17 protein-coding genes and 7 tRNA genes are annotated in these 19,556 nt (G+C 46.7%); 10 read left to right on the plus strand and 14 right to left on the minus strand.

Annotated elements, in window-relative coordinates; genetic code table 11:
• Positions 1–284 precede the first annotated feature (284 nt).
• Genes Q4Q52_RS12575 through Q4Q52_RS12585 form a run of 3 tightly spaced genes read right to left on the minus strand, consistent with a single transcriptional unit; the run spans position 285 to position 2,283 of the window.
• A complete protein-coding gene (locus tag Q4Q52_RS12575; RefSeq protein ID WP_063883390.1) occupies positions 285–1,103 on the minus strand; it encodes a DUF4198 domain-containing protein in 819 nt (272 codons plus the stop codon).
• 54 nt (positions 1,104–1,157) lie between these two features.
• Complete coding sequence (locus Q4Q52_RS12580; protein ID WP_311988218.1) at positions 1,158–1,670, minus strand: DUF2271 domain-containing protein; 513 nt, start codon at positions 1,668–1,670, stop codon at positions 1,158–1,160.
• 16 nt (positions 1,671–1,686) lie between these two features.
• Positions 1,687–2,283, minus strand: a complete 597-nt coding sequence (locus tag Q4Q52_RS12585; protein ID WP_311990757.1) for a PepSY-associated TM helix domain-containing protein — start codon at positions 2,281–2,283, stop codon at positions 1,687–1,689.
• Between the two features lie 471 nt (positions 2,284–2,754).
• On the opposite strand from Q4Q52_RS12585, the gene Q4Q52_RS12590 reads away from it, so the two are divergent.
• Positions 2,755–3,459: a hypothetical protein gene (locus Q4Q52_RS12590; protein WP_311990785.1), complete on the plus strand. Its 705-nt coding sequence runs from the start codon at positions 2,755–2,757 to the stop codon at positions 3,457–3,459.
• A 469-nt stretch (positions 3,460–3,928) separates the two neighbouring features.
• Here the strand turns inward: Q4Q52_RS12590 and Q4Q52_RS12595 are convergent.
• The 10 genes from Q4Q52_RS12595 to Q4Q52_RS12640 all read right to left on the minus strand — a co-directional run bounded on the left by Q4Q52_RS12595 (position 3,929) and on the right by Q4Q52_RS12640 (position 8,220).
• Positions 3,929–4,003, minus strand: a tRNA-Gln gene (locus Q4Q52_RS12595).
• 41 nt (positions 4,004–4,044) lie between these two features.
• A tRNA-Leu gene (locus tag Q4Q52_RS12600) sits at positions 4,045–4,129 on the minus strand.
• Positions 4,130–4,204: 75 nt separating this feature from the next.
• Positions 4,205–4,281, minus strand: a tRNA-Met gene (locus Q4Q52_RS12605).
• A gap of 1 nt (position 4,282) precedes the next feature.
• A tRNA-Gln gene (locus tag Q4Q52_RS12610) sits at positions 4,283–4,357 on the minus strand.
• Between the two features lie 24 nt (positions 4,358–4,381).
• Positions 4,382–4,456 (minus strand) — tRNA-Gln (locus Q4Q52_RS12615).
• A gap of 45 nt (positions 4,457–4,501) precedes the next feature.
• Positions 4,502–4,586: transfer RNA gene (locus Q4Q52_RS12620), tRNA-Leu, on the minus strand.
• A 95-nt stretch (positions 4,587–4,681) separates the two neighbouring features.
• Positions 4,682–4,758, minus strand: a tRNA-Met gene (locus tag Q4Q52_RS12625).
• Between the two features lie 208 nt (positions 4,759–4,966).
• Positions 4,967–6,058, minus strand: a complete 1,092-nt coding sequence (gene ychF / locus Q4Q52_RS12630; RefSeq protein ID WP_106651360.1) for a redox-regulated ATPase YchF — start codon at positions 6,056–6,058, stop codon at positions 4,967–4,969.
• 129 nt (positions 6,059–6,187) lie between these two features.
• Complete coding sequence (pth, locus tag Q4Q52_RS12635) at positions 6,188–6,775, minus strand: aminoacyl-tRNA hydrolase (protein WP_311990758.1); 588 nt, start codon at positions 6,773–6,775, stop codon at positions 6,188–6,190.
• 152 nt (positions 6,776–6,927) lie between these two features.
• Entirely contained in the window at positions 6,928–8,220 is a 1,293-nt protein-coding gene (locus Q4Q52_RS12640; protein WP_311990759.1) for an FAD-dependent monooxygenase, read from the minus strand.
• Positions 8,221–8,638: 418 nt separating this feature from the next.
• On the opposite strand from Q4Q52_RS12640, the gene Q4Q52_RS12645 reads away from it, so the two are divergent.
• The 8 genes from Q4Q52_RS12645 to Q4Q52_RS12680 all read left to right on the plus strand — a co-directional run bounded on the left by Q4Q52_RS12645 (position 8,639) and on the right by Q4Q52_RS12680 (position 16,170).
• Complete coding sequence (locus Q4Q52_RS12645) at positions 8,639–9,046, plus strand: hypothetical protein (protein ID WP_311990760.1); 408 nt, start codon at positions 8,639–8,641, stop codon at positions 9,044–9,046.
• 85 nt (positions 9,047–9,131) lie between these two features.
• Positions 9,132–10,556, plus strand: a complete 1,425-nt coding sequence (gene miaB / locus Q4Q52_RS12650) for a tRNA (N6-isopentenyl adenosine(37)-C2)-methylthiotransferase MiaB (protein ID WP_311990761.1) — start codon at positions 9,132–9,134, stop codon at positions 10,554–10,556.
• A gap of 224 nt (positions 10,557–10,780) precedes the next feature.
• Positions 10,781–11,827 (plus strand): PhoH family protein, encoded by a 1,047-nt coding sequence (locus Q4Q52_RS12655; protein ID WP_006082740.1) that lies wholly within the window; start codon positions 10,781–10,783, stop codon positions 11,825–11,827.
• Positions 11,817–12,278, plus strand: coding sequence for an rRNA maturation RNase YbeY (gene ybeY, locus Q4Q52_RS12660; protein WP_012587022.1), 462 nt, complete (start codon positions 11,817–11,819; stop codon positions 12,276–12,278). Before Q4Q52_RS12655 ends, ybeY begins: the two co-directional genes overlap by 11 nt.
• Before the next feature lie 39 nt (positions 12,279–12,317).
• The gene (gene corC / locus Q4Q52_RS12665) at positions 12,318–13,193 is read left to right on the plus strand and encodes a CNNM family magnesium/cobalt transport protein CorC (protein ID WP_006082742.1); all 876 of its coding nucleotides are present in this window, start codon (positions 12,318–12,320) and stop codon (positions 13,191–13,193) included.
• Positions 13,194–13,199: 6 nt separating this feature from the next.
• Positions 13,200–14,774, plus strand: a complete 1,575-nt coding sequence (lnt, locus tag Q4Q52_RS12670; RefSeq protein WP_311990762.1) for an apolipoprotein N-acyltransferase — start codon at positions 13,200–13,202, stop codon at positions 14,772–14,774.
• A gap of 10 nt (positions 14,775–14,784) precedes the next feature.
• On the plus strand, positions 14,785–15,288 hold the full coding sequence (locus Q4Q52_RS12675) for a prepilin-type N-terminal cleavage/methylation domain-containing protein (RefSeq protein WP_311906386.1): 504 nt from the start codon (positions 14,785–14,787) through the stop codon (positions 15,286–15,288).
• Between the two features lie 222 nt (positions 15,289–15,510).
• Positions 15,511–16,170, plus strand: a complete 660-nt coding sequence (locus tag Q4Q52_RS12680) for a methyltransferase domain-containing protein (RefSeq protein WP_311990763.1) — start codon at positions 15,511–15,513, stop codon at positions 16,168–16,170.
• 89 nt (positions 16,171–16,259) lie between these two features.
• Here the strand turns inward: Q4Q52_RS12680 and Q4Q52_RS12685 are convergent, their stop codons facing one another.
• On the minus strand, positions 16,260–16,760 hold the full coding sequence (locus tag Q4Q52_RS12685) for a zinc ribbon-containing protein (RefSeq protein ID WP_106651367.1): 501 nt from the start codon (positions 16,758–16,760) through the stop codon (positions 16,260–16,262).
• 121 nt (positions 16,761–16,881) lie between these two features.
• Here Q4Q52_RS12685 and leuS point away from each other — a divergent pair, with 121 nt between their 5' ends.
• On the plus strand, positions 16,882–19,461 hold the full coding sequence (gene leuS, locus Q4Q52_RS12690; RefSeq protein WP_311990764.1) for a leucine--tRNA ligase: 2,580 nt from the start codon (positions 16,882–16,884) through the stop codon (positions 19,459–19,461).
• Positions 19,462–19,556 lie beyond the last annotated feature (95 nt).

A 19,556-nucleotide genomic window follows, 5' to 3' on the forward strand; every position in this document is an offset into this window, starting at 1 on the left:
GGTGGAATTGCGCTATTCTAATCGTTATGCGCCTTTGATGCATCAAGAACAATGCATTGACGCAGCTTACCCAACCTTAAGCGGAGTTACCAGCAATGAAATCTAAATCCGCGAGCCAGATAGGATCATTGTGGTGACATTGATAAAAAGCCGTATAGATAAGGGAGGCTGAATACAAAAATGCCCACTCGACGTTGCGGCTGTGGGCATTTAACTATGAAGGCTAACTCATTAATAACACTCAGTCATTTATAACGCTTAGTCACTTAAGCGGAAAATGAATCCTATTCAAGCCCAGCTTCAAACGTAAGGAAAATCTCACTAACGGTTTTATCGGCAAGGGAAGTGTCTGAGTTTGGACGTTCAATCGATGCATGTAAAAGATAACGTCCCGCCGCTGGCAAGGTCATGGCTACTTTACCGTCTTTATCTGAGGTTAAGGCGATTTCTTCAGGCTTGTTTCGGTATAAACTGCCGTCTTTCATAATCGCAACACTGACGCCTGCCACGGGTTTACCATCATAAACAAACTGCAATGTGGCGGGTTCATTTTCAACGATATCGGCAGGATGGGTCACAGGGACTAATTCCAAATACTCCCCCTTAGGAGCCAAAACCTTATCTGTCGGCTTATTTCGCGTCACGTAGGTTTCCACTCGCGATACATTTAAAGAACCTTCTAATTCTGAGGCACCTTTAGGCATGACTGCGGCGGTTGCATTTTTATCTAAACGACTACGAACAAAACCTTCTTTGCCTTTTACTTTATAGCGGGAGAAGTAGCGCGGCGTGACTTCTTTCTCGAACTTATAGGTGCCATCTTGCAGCAATTGCACGTCAAATACCGACTTACGGCCGCCGGTATAACTTGAGCTTGGAGAGCTTGACTCACCATTGGGCAATAACACACGTACATCACTGGCACTGAAAGGTTTATCCATCATAAACACTTGATTGCTGGCAGACACATCTGAAGTGATCCACACGGCCTCTTGGCTTTCGGCCGAAACGTTAAAGTGGCTAGGTAAGATCCATCTGTCGTGGCTGCTTGCCAACGGGCTAATACAAAGTGTGCTAAGTAATGCAATAAGACGTAATTTCATGCCTTTTCCTTAAGTTTAACGAGTAATGTACGGGCAATATGTTCATTTGAAGGCTCAGCGAGCCATGCCGCTTAAGCGTATGTCGATAACGCCAGTTTCAGTAGTGGCGGGTAACTGCACAGAGAAGTCCCCCGTGGTTAAATCGATATTTTGTCGCACGAGATCGCGACCACCATGCTCACGCACCACTTCAATAAACACAGTATAACGAGCGGGCTCAAGTGCTTTACCCGCCTCATCTTTTAAATCCCAATCGATTTTGTAATGACCCGCAGGGCGTGTGGCAGATGCAATTCCATCAACAAAACTCATATCGTCACGACCCGCTTTACGCCACCAACGGCGGATGTCTTTAAGCCATTTATGACCTTCATCCCAAACCCAAAGGCTTAAGGTTTTTACCGGTTGTCCTTGGGCATCCTCAACCCATACCGCCACATAAGGTCTGTGATATTGGCCTTCGGTAATTTCCGGCAAGGTTAAATCGACAGTCATTTGTGGCGCAGCAAACGCAGCTGAACTCACAAACAAAGCACTCACCGCAACAGTACGAATAAGATGACGCATACTCGGTCTACACTCCTTAGGGAACGAAATAAACATACACAAGTCCGCAACTACCGCTGACGAGTACCATGTATAACAATGACTTTTTGAGGCGCTTAGTTTGAGGCAATAATAAGTAAGCCCCCGTGAGCGAAAATAAAATAATCAGTACGGCGCTAAGGTCGAGTATCCAAGCCCAAGCAGTGCCTGTGTTGCGGCCCTTATGCAAATCATTCACTACGGCTACGACACCATAATCTAAGGTTTCGACATAGGCTTGGCCGTCGAGTAAGTCCAACGTCAGGCTACGGTAAGTTCCGGGCCCTTTGCTGACTATGCTAATTTCGTCTTCATCTATGTCGGCAGTGGCCATATCCATAGCCCATTCACTTTTCAGCCAATGGCCCGTTGCCAAACGCCACTGCGCATCTTGAGTATCGACGGGTAATAAATAGGCAGGAATGGGCACTTGCTCCCGTTTAGGTTCTTGATCTGTTTGAGAAAACCAATTGGGGTGATTTAACGTTATGCCTGTCACCGCAAAAAACAGCATCAGCAGCAACAACGCCATAGACACATAAACATGAATAATTCGAGCAAAGGACAAAGACGACTTACTGACTCTTAATTTCAATGGTGCACTCTCAAAAGCAACCCGAAGAGAAATGCCTCCAGAATCGGCTTTCCCTATGCAGCCTAAGACTGAAATGAGCTGCATTAAACTAATTTAATGTGCGAGATTAAATGAGATCGATTATCAAATAGAACAAAGTTTACAAACTTTACATATTCAATACTGAAAAAGAAGCTGAAATATAGGATTGAAGAGTAAGACTGAAAAATAAACCGCTTACAGGCAAATCTGCATTTAACACTCAAAAGCCATTATCTTTGATTAAATTAGCAGCAAGTTATTTACGGTATCATCTGTAAATATTCATTAGATTCATAGAGATAAAATCCAACATTCACGCTAACTTTTTGGCATAAAATTTACTTTACGCCCCCACTCGTTTACCTCATGCCAATCGGCTACAATCCGCCGCCGGCGACTTGCTGGTACTCCCAAGGAAATATTATCTTGAGTAAATCTCTGCTCAAAAAAATGCGCTGCCTGCATATTCTGTGGCTCGCGTTAATGCTCAACGCCTGTGTTGCTCCACTTTTATTAATGTCGCCCCAAGGTCAATTGATGTGGGCCTTGCTCAAGCCCCTTGTCGGTTTAGATCCAAATGATGTCGGCTTATTCGAACAGCCACTCATTAAGAACCGTATGCAGGAATTGCTGGGTAAAAATTACGATACTACCCTGTCGCTGCTAAAAACGGCCGACAAGATCCAGCAGGAAGGTCCACTCATCTATTTAGTGTCAACTTATACTCCTGTACCTGAGATGGCAGAAAAAGCCGGTCTGGTTTGGAACTCGGACACCAACCAAATGGCAGTCATGCTAATGAAAGGCGGCGCGCCCTCAGTGTTCTCTGAGCAATTTAGTAATCAAGCGCAAAAGCTGGTCCCAAGCTGGCCGAAGGAATTAGCCGACTATACCGATCCGCAGAAGTTACAACAAAAAGCCTTAGATGCGGGCGCGAATCAAGTTCAGCAACAGTTAGCAGTGCCTAATGCCGTCAAAGCAGTCGCCACCGGTGAAGTTAATGCGGCTCAAAGTGCTGTCACTGAGCATGCTGTATTGCCAGCAACGCTCACTGAAGCGGCAGCAAAAGTGGCCACACCAGCAATGCCAGCAGTTCTAGCAGTTCCAGCGGAAATAAAATCGCTGCCTGTCGTGCCAGAAGTCAAAAAGCAATAACACAGCTCACCACAGTGCCTAATCCACTGGCACTGTGGTATTCACTGTCGTCTTATAAAGTGCCAATTCCCCAGCTCGACATTCTGATCCAAGCCCAGCTTCTTATGCCTGCCGTTACGCTGGTTTTTATGTTGGCGCTTATGCTCGCTCACAGATTTACTCTACTAGAGAATGCTCGGCCTTAGTTCATGTAAAGCCTTACTCAATGCTGAGCATATATGGACCCAAGCTGGAATAGGCCTATTCACTTGTCGATACTTTATCCGATACCGCATTATAAAGTTACGCTTTAAAAAGCCACTGGATAAAAACAAAAAACGGAAATTAAAGCCAGCTAAAACAGGGACATGAGTAAAAAAGGGAAAGGTTAAATGAAGCACTGCGGAAGAAAGAATAGTGCGAAAACAGAGAGTAAAAACGAATAGTGGGAATAGCAAAAAGCCTGTCCGAAGACAGGCTTTTTAACTTTTGGCTGGGGTACAAGGATTCGAACCTTGGAGTGCCGAGATCAAAACCCGGTGCCTTACCACTTGGCGATACCCCAATAAACTGTGTTTAATCTTCTTTCTGAAGATTGCATTTTGATGGTACGGGAAGAGAGACTTGAACTCTCACACCTCGCGGCACCAGAACCTAAATCTGGCGTGTCTACCAATTTCACCATTCCCGCATCAAAATGTACCAAAATTGTTTGTTCAACAACTTTGGATTTTTCTCTGATAAATCACTTTAACAGAGTTAAATATGGTAGCAATGGCGGGACTTGAACCTGCGACCCCAGCATTATGAGTGCTGTGCTCTAACCAGCTGAGCTACATTGCCATGGCTGGGGTACAAGGATTCGAACCTTGGAATGCCGAGATCAAAACCCGGTGCCTTACCACTTGGCGATACCCCAATCAACTTGGAAACTGAGAAAAAATGGCTGGGGTACAAGGATTCGAACCTTGGAATGCCGAGATCAAAACCCGGTGCCTTACCACTTGGCGATACCCCAACTAACTCTGTTTCAAACATCCGCTATCGCCGATGTTTCTAAAAATGGTACGGGAAGAGAGACTTGAACTCTCACACCTTGCGGCACCAGAACCTAAATCTGGCGTGTCTACCAATTTCACCATTCCCGCACAGCTTCGTGTTTACATCTTGAAGAGATGCTAGCAATCAATGCTAGAGTAAAATCGCCGTCTATTTTATATAAGAATATGCTTCTTAAATAAAATGGTAGCAATGGCGGGACTTGAACCTGCGACCCCAGCATTATGAGTGCTGTGCTCTAACCAGCTGAGCTACATTGCCACTTCGATATTACGCGCCCCTCTCAGCGAGGAACGGGGCGTATTATGCTTATTCGAGGTATCGAGGTCAACAGCTTTTTTTCGCTATTTCCCTTAGGTTAAGCTGTTCGGCTATTACTTCACCAAACTGAGCAACAGATGTGCTAAATAACACACTGTTACTCGTACTTAGCTTAATTTATCAAGGTTTAGGGCTTGTCTAATCCTAGTTATACGTTAAACAAGAAATGCATCACATCGCCATCTTTAACTATATAGGTTTTGCCTTCCACACGTAACTTACCGGCTTCTTTCGCGCCCGCTTCACCTTTGTGAGCGATAAAGTCATCAAATGCCATCACTTGAGCACGGATAAAACCACGTTCAAAATCGGTGTGGATCACGCCTGCCGCTTGCGGAGCACTCGCACCGACTGGCACAGTCCAAGCACGCACTTCTTTCACGCCTGCGGTGAAATAGGTTTGCAAATTCAGTAATTGATAACCAGCACGGATAACGCGATCTAAACCGGGCTCTTCGATACCCAGATCAGCCATAAACTCATCGCGATCTGAGATGTCCATTTCAGCTAATTCAGATTCAATCGCGGCGCACACAGCAACAACGATAGCGTTTTCTGTGGCAGCAATAGCGCGAACAGCGTCTAAGTGTGGGTTATTCTCAAAACCATCTTCCGCCACGTTAGCAATATACATGGTCGGCTTTAAGGTTAAGAAGTTAAGGTAAGCAACGGCTTCCAGTTCTTCTTTAGATAATTCCATTGAACGCAGCATTTTCGCTTCGTCTAAAATTGGACGCATTTTTTCTAATACTTCCACTTCAAACTTAGCGTCTTTATCACCGCCTTTAGCACGTTTTTGCTGGCGTTGAACCGCGCGCTCTAAGCTGTCTAAGTCAGCTAAGGCTAATTCAGTGTTAATCACTTCGATATCGCCAGCGGGATCAACCTTGTTAGCAACGTGAACAATATTGTCATCATCGAAACAGCGTACTACGTGACCAATGGCATCGGTTTCACGGATGTTAGCAAGGAACTTGTTACCTAAACCTTCGCCTTTAGATGCACCAGCCACAAGACCCGCGATATCTACGAATTCCATCGTGGTCGGTAATATACGTTGTGGATTCACAATCGCAGCTAACGCATCCAGACGTGGATCCGGCACAGGTACAACACCCGTGTTAGGTTCAATGGTACAAAACGGGAAGTTAGCCGCTTCGATGCCAGCCTTAGTTAACGCATTAAAAAGCGTTGATTTACCAACGTTAGGAAGACCAACAATGCCGCATTTAAAACCCATATGCTTACCTTTCTCTCGATTATTGGCTAACGAGTCACACTCATCAGCGAGGTTTAGTCGTCCTGCCCTATGGCAGCACATTACTGAATAATTAAATCACTTTATACTTGGGTCTCGCCAAAGCAAAACCTACTCCGCTTTAAAGGAGTGTAATCTGTTCATGGCTTTCACCATGTCTTGCTTAAACAAAATCTCGGTAGAACGCACGGCTTCATCTATCGCCGCATCGATAAGCTCTTGCTCTTTAGCTGGCGCTTTTCCCAGTACGTAACCACTCACTTGGTTTTTATCACCGGGATGACCGATACCTAAGCGTAAACGGTAGAAATTTTTATCGTTAGCCAGTTTAGCAATAATATCTTTCAAACCATTGTGGCCGCCATGGCCCCCACCGAACTTGAACTTAGCCACGCCTGGCGGCAAATCGAGTTCATCGTGAGCGACCAGAATCTCTTCCGGTGTGATACGAAAAAAGTTCGCCAAAGCACCCACGGCTTTACCACTTAAATTCATATAAGTCGTCGGGATCAATAAGCGGACATCTTTTCCGTGCAATACGGCTCTGGCGGTCAAGCCAAAATACTTACTGTCGGCCACTAAAGTCACGCCGCAAATTCGAGCTAACTCTAGTACGTACCAAGCCCCCGCATTATGGCGAGTGTGCGCATATTCAGCACCAGGGTTAGCCAGACCAACTATTAATTTTATTTCGCTCATGACACTCAATATCGTTATTTCGTCGATGGCAGCCGCGCAAAGCGCCGACTGAACTGACCATAGCTGCTAAAAACGCGGCATTTTAGCACTCAAAGCCCAAGTCAACAAATGCCACGTCATCACACTGAGTCAGAACGCAGAACAACTCAGGATTAATTAAGCCCCATTGCATATTTAAGGACGGTCTTTTTGATTGGAGAATCGATGTTTGCCAACTTTAACGCGCCATTACGCAGCAGCTTTAACGGCAGGATATCGTTGCTAAAACCTGCGTAAAACAAATCCATCGCCGTCATCATCAGCTGGTTATCGCGATAGCGTTTGCGCTGATATTGGGCCAGCACTTCATTTGACCACCAGATATTATCTTGGGCCAATGCATCCTTGATGACCGCCAAAAACGCTTCAACATCCTTAAACCCAAGGTTCACCCCTTGGCCAGCGAGCGGATTAATAGTGTGGGCGGCATCCCCTAAAATCACCACGTTCTGGCTATAGTAGCGCTGGGCATGGCGACGAGTGAGGCCAAAACTGCCTTTATTCTCAACGGTGAAATCGGCATCTAAGCGCGCAGGGAAATGCAAACGTATCTGTTCGGCCAACTGTTTGTTGTTAAGCTGCATTAACTGTTTTATTCGGTTGGCATCGTCGTACCACACCAGCGACGCGTTGTTGCCGGGCAGAGGTAATAATGAACGCGGTCCTTTAGGCGTAAACTGCTGCCAAGTGACATCTTGCTGGCCCTGTGCGGTGTTGATATTGATCAGCATCGCCGATTGAGCATAATCCCACCCTGAAATACCGATCCCCGCCCATTGGCGTACCTGCGAGTGCGCACCATCGGCACCGACCAATAACTTAGCGTTAAGTTTACTATTCGATTGTAAGTGCACACTGACGCCATCACTATTACGGGTAAATGCCGCCACTTTATCGGGACAATATAAGGTGATTCCCGCCAATTGCGCCATTTGTTGCCACAGGGCAAGTTGGATTAAACGGTTTTCAACTATATGACCTAAATGACTAGCGCCAATTTGCGAGCTGTGGAATTGGGTGATGCAGCCATCGAGCTCCCAAGTTTCTAAGCCAAGATAAGGCACATTGCGCATCTTCAGCAGTGAGTCCAAGGCGCCAAGACGTTCAAGCAGCGTTTCAGAGGCCACACTAATGGCCGAGACTCGCACATCTAACGGCTGCTCGGCTAGATAAGCCTCTGGCGCAAATGATTCAATTACCGCCACTTGCAAGCCCTGCAGGGCTAATCCAATTGCTGTCGCCGCACCGACCATACCGCCGCCGACGAGAATGACATCGAACTCAGCGTCTTTAACATGAGTGCCTTTAACATGAGTGACGTCTGAATGAATCACATCAACATGAGTCACGTCAGAATGAGTTGTATCGGATGTCATCGGTGCACTTGTTTCATCAATTTGGCTCATCTTACTTACCACCTTAGTTACCACCTTTATTGCCATGTTTATTGCTGCCCAAGCGACGTCTTTACACTATCTATGCGCAAGTCTATGCGCCAGCTATTTTACCCAGACAGCATTGGCTAAACCTATGTAGGAGATAGCCACGAACTTTGTATCAAAAGTATGTCTCTTAGCACTCAAACGTGAGCAAATGTTGCTATCAGCCCGTCTGCTCACAGTTGCTTACAAAGACAAGACTTACCCGTTTCAACACTGACTAAACTCAAGTGGCACGGGCATCATAGCCAAAATCACTTAATCGCGATTTTGTGATTTGGCTGGCGTTATCCGTGCTGAACACTCTCACTTAACTAGCACCCAGCCCTAAGCCGTATTGGACGAGTTAACAAGTGAATCCACCGTATAAATTAGCGAGGATGTCATGAAAACACTGACTCTTTTACCCATAGCCAGCCGCTTATTAATTTGCAGCGCACTTACACAAGGCACAGCATTTACATTGGGCACTGCACTCATATTAGGCATTGCACCGCTAGGCCAAGCCATCGCGGCTAGCTCAGCAACTAACTCAGTCGCGAGCCCAAACATTGAAACCATCACAGTGACCTATCGCGACCCGCTCGATTATGCCTTATATCAACATACCACGGAAATGTTGAGCGCATTTCGACTAGAAATTCGTGAAGACATCGGCATCCAAGCGCGTAATAGCTTGATGGAAATGGCCAAAGCTCAGCATGTTAACCGTCTTAACCTCGCCCAAGTACAAGCGAGTAATAAAAACCTAGCATTTGTATGGGTATCGCCCTCAGCAAAAGCCAATCGGTAAAAATGTGGACAAAGCTGGTCAGCAGCCATAACAGCAGGTAAAATGTCGCGCTATTTTTATTGGTCATCTTAGGGCGACACAACTGATGAGTAAGAAACTCCATATCAAGACTTGGGGCTGTCAAATGAATGAGTATGACTCATCCAAGATGGCTGATCTGTTAGGCGAATACCAAGGTTATACCTTGACTGAAGAAGCGTCTGAGGCAGACATTCTCCTGCTGAACACTTGTTCAATTCGTGAAAAAGCGCAGGAAAAAGTGTTCCATCAGCTAGGACGCTGGAAGACGCTTAAAGATAAAAATCCCAATTTGATTATTGGCGTGGGCGGCTGCGTTGCTTCACAAGAAGGCAAAGCGATTAAAGACAGAGCCCAATGTGTCGACATTATTTTTGGCCCACAAACGTTGCACCGTCTGCCCGAGATGATCGAGCAAGTGCGCCGTGGTGACAAAGCGGTTATCGATATCAGCTTCCCTGAAATCGAAAAATTCGACCGTCTGCCAGAGCCACGCGCCGAAGGCCCAACCGCGTTTGTGTCTATCATGGAAGGTTGTAGCAAATACTGCTCGTTCTGTGTAGTGCCTTATACTCGCGGCGAAGAAGTCAGCCGTCCATCGGACGACATCATCCTTGAAATCGCCCAATTGGCGGAGCAAGGTGTGCGCGAAGTGAACCTGCTAGGCCAAAACGTGAATGCCTATCGCGGCGCAACTCACGATGGCGCTATCTGTACCTTTGCGGAATTACTGCGTTTCGTGGCGGCCATCGACGGTATTGACCGTATCCGCTTCACGACCAGTCACCCGATTGAATTTACACAAGATATTATCGACGTTTACGAAGATACCCCAGAGCTAGTGAGCTTCTTACACTTGCCAGTACAATCAGGTTCTGACCGTATTCTCACGGCGATGAAACGCGGTCACATGGCGATTGAATATAAGTCAATCATCCGCCGTCTGCGTAAAGCCCGTGAAGGCATTCAAATCAGCTCAGACTTTATCATTGGCTTCCCAGGCGAAACCAAAGAAGATTTTGCCGACACCATGAAGTTGATTGAAGACATAGGTTTCGACCACAGCTTTAGCTTTATTTATAGCGCACGTCCGGGCACGCCAGCGGCGGATTTACCTGATGATGTTGATATGGAAGAGAAAAAGCAACGTCTCGCGATTCTGCAAGACCGCATCACCCAGCAAGCCATGCGCTACAGCCGCCATATGATGGGCACAGTGCAGCGTATTCTGGTGGAAGGTCCATCGGTTAAAAATCCAATGGAACTGCGTGGCCGTACCGAGAACAACCGTGTGGTGAACTTCGAAGGTCAGCCAAAACACATTGGTACTTTTGTGGATGTCGAAATCGTCGACGTTTATACTAACTCGCTGCGCGGTAAGTTTATCCGCGGTGAAGATGAAATGGATCTACGCCGTAGCCTGCGTCCGGCTGAAATTCTGGCCAAGCACAAACAAGATGATGAACTGGGTGTGACGCAATTTAAGCCATAAGGGTTAAATTGGCTTAAACACTACCGATATAAACTTGCACAGTACGTATCATAAAGAAGGGCGACTTAGTCGCCCTTTTGCTTTAACGCACTTTTGTTTAAGTCTACCGAGGCAATTGCTATTTTCCGTTAGCAATTATCGGCCATGGCTCGTAAACTAAAATTATCTTGCGATGGTTAACCAACCTCGTACCTTGCTTTCTTATTCGCTATTGGGAGTGCTATTTGTCCAGTAAATTAACTACCATGAATCTGTATCTCGAACCCGCAGAAACACGCCGCTTGGCTTCACTGTGCGGTCCATTCGATGACAATATCAAACAGATAGAACGTCGCGTTGGCGTTGAAATCGTTCGTAAAAACAATCATTTCCAGATCACCGGACTGCCACGCAATTGTTTAAGCGCCAACAACTTACTCAAAGAACTCTACATCGAGACCCAAACGGTCAAAGGCAGCACGCCCGATCTTGAGCCTGAGCAAGTCCATATCGCCATTCAAGAAGCCATCGCCCTAGAGCAAGAAGACGCGAGCGACGACAGCAGCATTAATATCAAAACCCGCCGCGGCGTCATTAAGCCACGCAATCCAAACCAAAGCCTATATGTGGCCAATATTGTGCGCCACGACATTACCTTTGGTATTGGTCCTGCGGGAACCGGCAAAACCTACCTTGCCGTTGCAGCGGCAGTGGATGCGTTAGAACGCCAAGAAGTGCGCCGTATTTTGCTGACTCGCCCAGCGGTAGAAGCGGGTGAAAAACTTGGTTTCTTACCCGGTGATTTAAGTCAAAAGGTCGACCCTTATTTACGTCCACTCTATGACGCACTATTCGAAATGCTCGGCTTTGAAAAAGTGGAACGCTTAATTGAGAAAAACGTCATCGAAGTGGCACCGCTTGCCTATATGCGCGGTCGCACCTTGAACGATGCCTTTATTATTCTCGATGAAAGCCAAAACACCACAATCGAGCAAATGAAGATGTTCCTTACCCGTATCGGCTTTAATTCCCGCGCGGTGATCACAGGCGACATCACCCAAACCGACTTGCCTAAACATCAAAAGTCCGGCCTACGCCACGCGATTGAAGTGTTAAGCCAAGTAGAAGAAATCAGCTTTAACTTTTTCGTCTCCCAAGACGTCGTGCGCCATCCTGTGGTTGCTCGCATCGTCGAAGCCTATGAGGCCTTTGATTTAAAAGAGCAAACCTTAAAGGCAAAGAAAGAAAGCCAATACCAGAAACAACAGGAAGCCGCAGCACATGAGTCTTGATTTAGCCTTAGATATTCAACATGCCACCACCTGCGACTGGTTGCCAACGGACGAGCAATTCGCCCTTTGGGCCACGACCGCGATTGGCAATAGCATGGATGAAGCTGAATTAACTATACGTATAGTCGACAGCCGCGAGAGTCAGATGCTCAATAGCACCTACCGCGGCAAAGACAAACCGACCAATGTGTTGTCATTTCCCTTTGAGGCACCGCCAGAAATTGAACTTCCTTTACTCGGAGATCTTGTCATTTGCGCGGCAGTCGTTGAAAATGAAGCCCGTGAGCAACAAAAAACCTTAGAAGCGCACTGGGCACACATGGTTGTACATGGTTGCTTGCATCTGCTAGGGTATGATCACATCGAAGATGAAGAAGCTGAAGAGATGGAGTCGTTAGAGACACAACTCATTGAAGGCTTAGGCTTTACTGACCCATATAAGGAACAATAGTTAGCTAAGATAATCCCTATCAAAGCTAATGAGAAAACTATGAGTGACGATATCCCCCCGAGTACGAACGCCCACAAGAAAGGTTGGTTTGATAGAGTAAGTCAGCTATTTCAGGGCGAACCTCAAAATCGCGAAGATTTAGTCGATGTGATTGATGGTGCCGAGCAGCGCGATCTGATCACTCAAGACACCCGCGAGATGATAAAAGGTGTATTAGACGTTTCTGATATGCGTGTTCGGGATATCATGATCCCAAGAGCTCAAATTGTCGCCCTCCAGATAGACAACTCGGTCGAAGAATTACTCGCCACTGTGATTGGTTCAGGTCACTCGCGCTTCCCCGTCGTAAACGAAGATAAAGACCATATCGAAGGCATATTACTAGCTAAAGATTTGATCCCTTACGGTTTCTCCAACAGTGATGAGCCCTTCTCACTGGATCGGGTGATCCGTCCTGCTGTGGTTGTACCCGAAAGCAAACGCGTCGATGTATTGCTAAAAGAATTCCGCTCACAACGCTACCATATGGCGATTGTGGTCGATGAATACGGCGGCGTGTCAGGTCTAGTGACTATCGAAGATATTTTGGAAGAAATTGTCGGTGAGATTGAAGACGAATTCGACCACGATAGCACGGAAGAAACCGAGATCCGCAAAGTCGGCAACACGGTTTATATGGTTAAGGCCTTGACGCCAATCGAAGATTTCAACGAAGAATTCAACACTGAATTCAGCGATGAAGAGTTTGATACCGTCGGTGGCTTAGTCTCACACGCCTTTGGCCATCTGCCAGAACGAAACGAGAGCATCATCATTGAAGGCATCGAATTTAAAGTGATCAATGCTGACACAAGGCGTTTAATCCAACTCAGAGTTAAACTCCCCGATCCTAATACTGGCGAAGACGTAGAATAATCACTCGTGCTAAAACAAATCCGGGCTTTTGCCCAACAAAAGTCCCGACCTAGTGCTTTGAGACTCGTACTGGCATTTGCCCTTGGCGCCAGTACGGCGCTTTCATTTGCGCCCTATTCCATTTGGATCATCTATCCGTTTGCCATGGCGATTGCCCTCTGGCATAGCCGAGCGCTTGACGCTAAGGCGAGCTTTTACTATTGGTTAAGCTTTGGGTTTGGCTGTTTTGCCGTAGGGATCAGTTGGGTACATGTGAGTATGGATACCTTTGGTGGTATGCCGCTCATCGCCTCTGTTGGCTTGATGGCCTTGTTGGCTTTGTACTTAGCCTTATATCCGGCACTAACAGGTTTAGCGCTGGCTTGGTTAACTAAAACACTCTGTAAAAATGGCGAAACCACGTTTAGCCTTTGGCGTAATCTCGCCCTCTTCCCCGCCCTGTGGACCTTGACCGAATGGGCTCGTGGCTGGGTGATGACAGGTTTCCCCTGGTTATGGGCAGGTTACTCGCAAACCCAAGGGCCGCTAAAACCCCTTGCCAGTATTATAGGCGCACTAGGGTTAAGCTTTGTGCTGGCCATGCTCGCTGGTGCATTAGCCCTTTGTTTAACTAAGCGTTATAAGAGTTTACTGCTTTTACTGCCGCTCAGTATTCTGGCCGTTTGGGCTACACCTAAGGTTTCCGACATTCATCCTACGGGTGAAAATGTTAAAGTGGCACTGGTGCAAGGCAATATTCCCCAAAGCATGAAGTGGGAACCCGACGCCCTGTGGCCGACCCTATTAAAATACATGGATTTATCCCGCGAACATTTGGATGCCGATATCATTATTTGGCCAGAAGCGGCAGTTCCCGCGCCAGAATCTATGGTGCAGGACTTTTTAGATAACGCCAATAAAGTCGCCAATCTAAACCATACCTCAATCATCACTGGCATTATTAGCCATCAAAATAATGAGTTTTATAATTCATTGATTGTGCTTGGTAATCATAATCAGAAACAACAAGCTGGCCCTGACTATGAGGGCGATGGCAGCAATCAATTTAAGAAACATCATCTGTTGCCGATTGGCGAGTTTGTGCCGTTTGAAGCGCTACTTCGCCCGATTGCGCCTTTCTTTAATTTGCCTATGTCCTCCTTTGCCAGAGGCGAATACCAGCAGCCGAATCTAAGTGCCCTAGGCCATAAAATCGCGCCCGCCATTTGTTATGAAATTGCCTTCCCCGAGCAATTACGCGACAGCGTTAATCAAGGGACAGATATACTGTTAACTGTCTCAAATGACGCTTGGTTTGGTAGTTCAAACGGCCCATTACAGCATATGGAAATCGCCCAAATGCGCGCAGTTGAATTGGGGCGCCCTCTATTGCGGGCAACCAACAATGGCGTGACAGCGGTAGTCGATGAACAGGGCAATATCACCGCATCCTTACCCCAGTTTGAAACAGGTGTACTAAGCGCAACCATTCCCTTGGTGACAGGCCAAACTTGGTTCGCAATATTAGGCCAAACACCCCTGCTACTGCTCTGTGGTTTAATCGTTCTGCTTGGTCTTGCCCGACGTTTTAAAGCGCAATAGGATAGAGACCATGCATTACCCAATCAATAAACAAGATGCGGCTGGCTTTACCTTGATTGAACTGGTTGTGGTCATTATTGTGCTTGGGATCTTGGCTGTCATTGCCGCGCCTAAATTTATCGGTTTGAGTAAAGAAGCTCGGGTACAAACCTTGAGCCAATTACAGGCCAGCGTAAAAACTGCCAACACGCTGGCCTACTCAAAAAACCAAATGCCCAGCCTGCGAAGCCAAGCCGTTGCAGGCCGCGATGATATTATTGATATCGACCTCAATGGTGATGGCACGCCCGATACCAGATTGAAATGGGGTTACCTCGATAATACCGATGTGGAAAACTGGATCACCTCAGATGATAAGCTCATCATTCAATATCAAGGCGTTGATATCACTTACATAGGTTACGATCTTAACAACAATACCTTAGTAAATGACGATCAATGCTATTTCCGCTACACCCAAGCCAGCGATGCCAACACCCCGCCGCTATATGATATCAACACCCAAGGTTGTTAGGCTGACACTCAATTAACCTGTGTTATCCCGCAATTGTCTGCGAATACATTAGGCTGATTGCGCGTTCCACGTTAAGGTGAACGATTAGACGTGGCCTTATACCAATCATAGTTACTGTTACTGTTACTGTTACTGTTGCTGTTACTGTTGCTGTGCCTGCATAGCCAATAGATTGGTACCATTACCTCGTTCCTTAACCAAGGTACACATCAAGGCAACTCTATGGCACTGCTTCGCGTGCGCTACCAAACCCACGAGTTTGGCGATCTCGATATTCATGTCAGAACCCTAAGAGACAATCAGGAATTTGACGACATCGATGGCGAAGCCGAAAAGCTCGGTATTTCCTCCGCAACTTGGTCGTTATTTGGCATAGTCTGGCCATCGAGCCAAGTGCTCTCGCACCACATGGCAGACTACAAGATTGGCAATAAGCGGATTCTTGAGGTGGGCTGCGGTATTGGGCTCGCGAGTCTAGTGCTTAACCATAGGCACGCCGATATCACAGCAACCGACTATCACCCAGAATCAGAGAATTTCCTTAAGCAAAATGTCGATTTAAATCATGGCCGGGCGATCCCGTTTGTGCGCACTGGCTGGGCAGATGCAGAAACTAATTTAGGCTTATTTGATCTGATCATTGGTAGCGATCTTTTATATGAACAAGAGCATGCCGATCTGTTATCACAATTTATAGAACAGCATGCTAAACCAGTTTGCGATGTAGTCTTAGTCGATCCCGGCCGTGGTAATCATGCCAAATTCAGTAAACGCATGGTGGCATTAGGTTACGAGCATACACAACATAAACCCATTCACACTGAATTCTTATTGGCGCCTTTCGATGGCCAAATCCTCAGTTACTGTCGTACGAACAGTTGATATTGGCTGATTAACCGAGATAGCGGTGATTTCGGTTTAATTGAGCAAAAAAAACGACGCAGAAGCGTCGTTTTAATGGAATAGGATCATTAAGGCGTTAGCGGCTCGCGGGTAAATTCCTCGTGGTCACACTCTGGGCAGTCGGGTATAGGTCCCGGAAATTCAATACTCATTTCATTGCCACAGTTAGTGCATACCATGATGCCCTGATTCACTATGTCACCACTTTGATAGTAACCATGATGCTTAAAATCTTGCGCTAGCTCATGCCATTCAACTTGGCTGCGGTCGGTGATTTCACTCAGCCAATGCCAAAGTGTATTCTCCAAAGTAATCACTGTGGGGCTATGACTCAGACTATCTGCATTTTGTTCACGCAGAAAACTCGCTATATCACGCTTTAAGAATTGTTCTACTAAAGCGAGTTCATCTTCCCCTGCCTGTTGTTTAAGGCGTAAAAACTCCTTTCCTTGAGTGACAGATTTAAATAAATTCTTTGCAGTCAGCGTGTTATCTTCTGAAAATTGAGATTTAACTTCGGCAATTAAGGCTTGATACAGTCCTAGTAACACGTTACTTCTATCATTCATAATCAATACTCCTTCATACGAACCTTTTTAATGCATCGCTTCTAGTTTATTCTATGCAGATCTTACTCGCGCTGATATGGCGTTAGATCAAATAATAGGCGGCACTGCCGGAAATAGAGTGATGCAAGAGCAATATAATCCCTCAGAAATTGAAGCCTTAGTGCAAAAGCACTGGCATGACAACAAAACCTTCGAAGTCACTGAAGACGCAAACAAAGAAAAGTTTTATTGCCTTTCGATGTTTCCGTACCCTTCTGGCAGACTCCACATGGGACACGTACGCAACTATACCATAGGTGACGTAGTTGCACGCTTTCAACGTCTTCAAGGCAAAAACGTGCTCCAGCCTATCGGTTGGGACTCATTTGGCCTGCCCGCAGAAAATGCCGCGATTAACAACAAGACAGCGCCTGCGCCATGGACCTATGAAAACATAGAATACATGAAGAACCAGCTGAAACTGCTGGGTTTTGGTTACGATTGGAGCCGTGAAATCGCCACTTGTACCCCTGAATATTATCGCTGGGAACAATGGTTCTTCACTAAGTTGTACGAGAAAGGCCTAGTCTATAAAAAGACAGCTTCAGTCAACTGGTGTCCAAACGATGAAACCGTACTGGCGAACGAGCAAGTTCAAGACGGTTGCTGCTGGCGCTGTGATACCCCTGTGGAACAAAAAGAAATTCCACAGTGGTTCATTAAGATCACTGCCTATGCAGAAGAATTATTAAACGATATCGATACCTTAGATGGTTGGCCAGATCAGGTCAAAACCATGCAACGTAACTGGATTGGTCGCAGCGAAGGCGTAGAAATGACCTTCGGTGTCGCAGGCCACGATAAAAGCTTCGATATCTATACCACACGTCCAGATACCTTAATGGGCGTGACCTATGTGGCGATTGCCGCAGGTCATCCATTAGCTGAAATCGCCGCGCAAACGAATCCTGAGCTTGCCGCCTTTATCGATGAGTGCAAAAACAGCACAACATCAGAAGCCGAACTCGCGACCATGGAAAAACGCGGTGTCGCCACAGGGCTTTTCGCCATTCATCCTATCACTGGTAAGCAAGTCCCGATTTGGGCAGCTAACTTTGTGTTGATGAACTATGGCACTGGCGCTGTGATGTCAGTTCCAGGCCACGATCAACGTGACTTTGAATTTGCGAAAAAATACGGCCTGGCGATTGAGGCTGTGATCAAGCCAGTTGATGGCGACGTTGATATCAGCGAAGCCGTTTATACCGAAAAAGGCGTACTGTTTAACTCAGGAGAGTTTGACGGTTTAGACTTTGAAGCGGGCTTTAATGCCATAGCCAACAAGTTAGTTGCCGAAGGTAAAGGCAAGCGCCAAGTCAACTATCGCCTGCGCGATTGGGGTGTTTCACGTCAGCGTTACTGGGGTGCCCCCATCCCTATGGTGACCTTAGCCGACGGCACTGTGATCCCAACGCCAGCAGATCAACTGCCAGTATTACTGCCAGAAGATGTCGTGATGGACGGTATTCAAAGCCCAATCAAGGCCGATAAAGAATGGGCGAAAACCCAAGTCAACGGTCAAGATGCGCTGCGCGAAACCGATACCTTCGATACCTTTATGGAATCGTCTTGGTATTACGCCCGTTACTGCAGCCCGCATGCAGACGAAATGTTAGATCCTGCTAAAGCCAACTACTGGCTACCCGTGGATCAATACATTGGCGGTATCGAACATGCGTGTATGCATTTGTTATATTTCCGCTTCTTCCACAAGTTACTGCGTGATGCAGGTCTGGTTAACTCTAACGAGCCAGCCAAACAACTGCTGACCCAAGGCATGGTGCTGGCAGATGCTTTCTACTACATCAACGAAAAAGGCGCCCGTGTTTGGGTTTCTCCTTTAGATGTAGCGACCACAGAAAAAGACGACAAGGGCCACATTACTAAGGCTATCGACAAAGACGGCAACGAGCTGGTTTATACCGGCATGAGCAAGATGTCTAAGTCGAAAAACAACGGTATCGATCCTCAAGTCATGGTTGAAAAATACGGCGCCGATACCGTTCGCCTATTTATGATGTTCGCCTCACCACCAGAATTAACTCTGGAATGGCAAGAGTCTGGCGTTGAAGGCGCACACCGCTTCATTAAACGTCTGTGGAAACTGGCAAACGAGCATGTGAACCAAGCTAACAGCCAAGCCTTAGATGTCAGCACGTTAACAAGTGACCAAAAAGCGCTGCGCCGTGAAGTCCACAAGACGATTGCTAAAGTGACCGACGATATCGGCCGCCGTCAGATGTTCAACACTGCGGTTGCCGCCGTGATGGAACTGATGAACCATCTGCAAAAAGCGCCACAAACCACAGGTCAAGACAGAGCCATTATCGGCGAAGCCTTATCGGCCATAGTACGTTTGCTGTACCCTATCATTCCGCATGTGAGCTTTAACCTGTGGAACGAGTTAGGCAACAGCAGCAACATCGAAGACAGCCAATGGCCAGTCGTTGATGAAGCGGCGCTCGTTGAAGACAGCAAACTCATCGTTGTGCAAGTTAACGGTAAAGTTCGCGCAAAAATCACAGTGACCGCCGATGCTGATAAAGAATCAGTAGAAGCCTTAGGTATGGGTGATGAGCACGTGATCAAATACCTAGACGGCCTGACGGTGCGTAAAGTGATCTATGTGCCGGGCAAACTGCTTAGCATAGTTGCTAACTAACGGCTGCTAATAACTCGCTATACTCAAAGCTATTGAAGTTGCAGCATAGCTGCAACTTCAAGTCCGCAGGGTATACCACGAATAGGAAACCGCGA

This window comes from Shewanella sp. SP1S2-4 (assembly GCF_031932075.1).
In the GTDB taxonomy this organism is placed as follows: domain Bacteria; phylum Pseudomonadota; class Gammaproteobacteria; order Enterobacterales; family Shewanellaceae; genus Shewanella; species Shewanella baltica.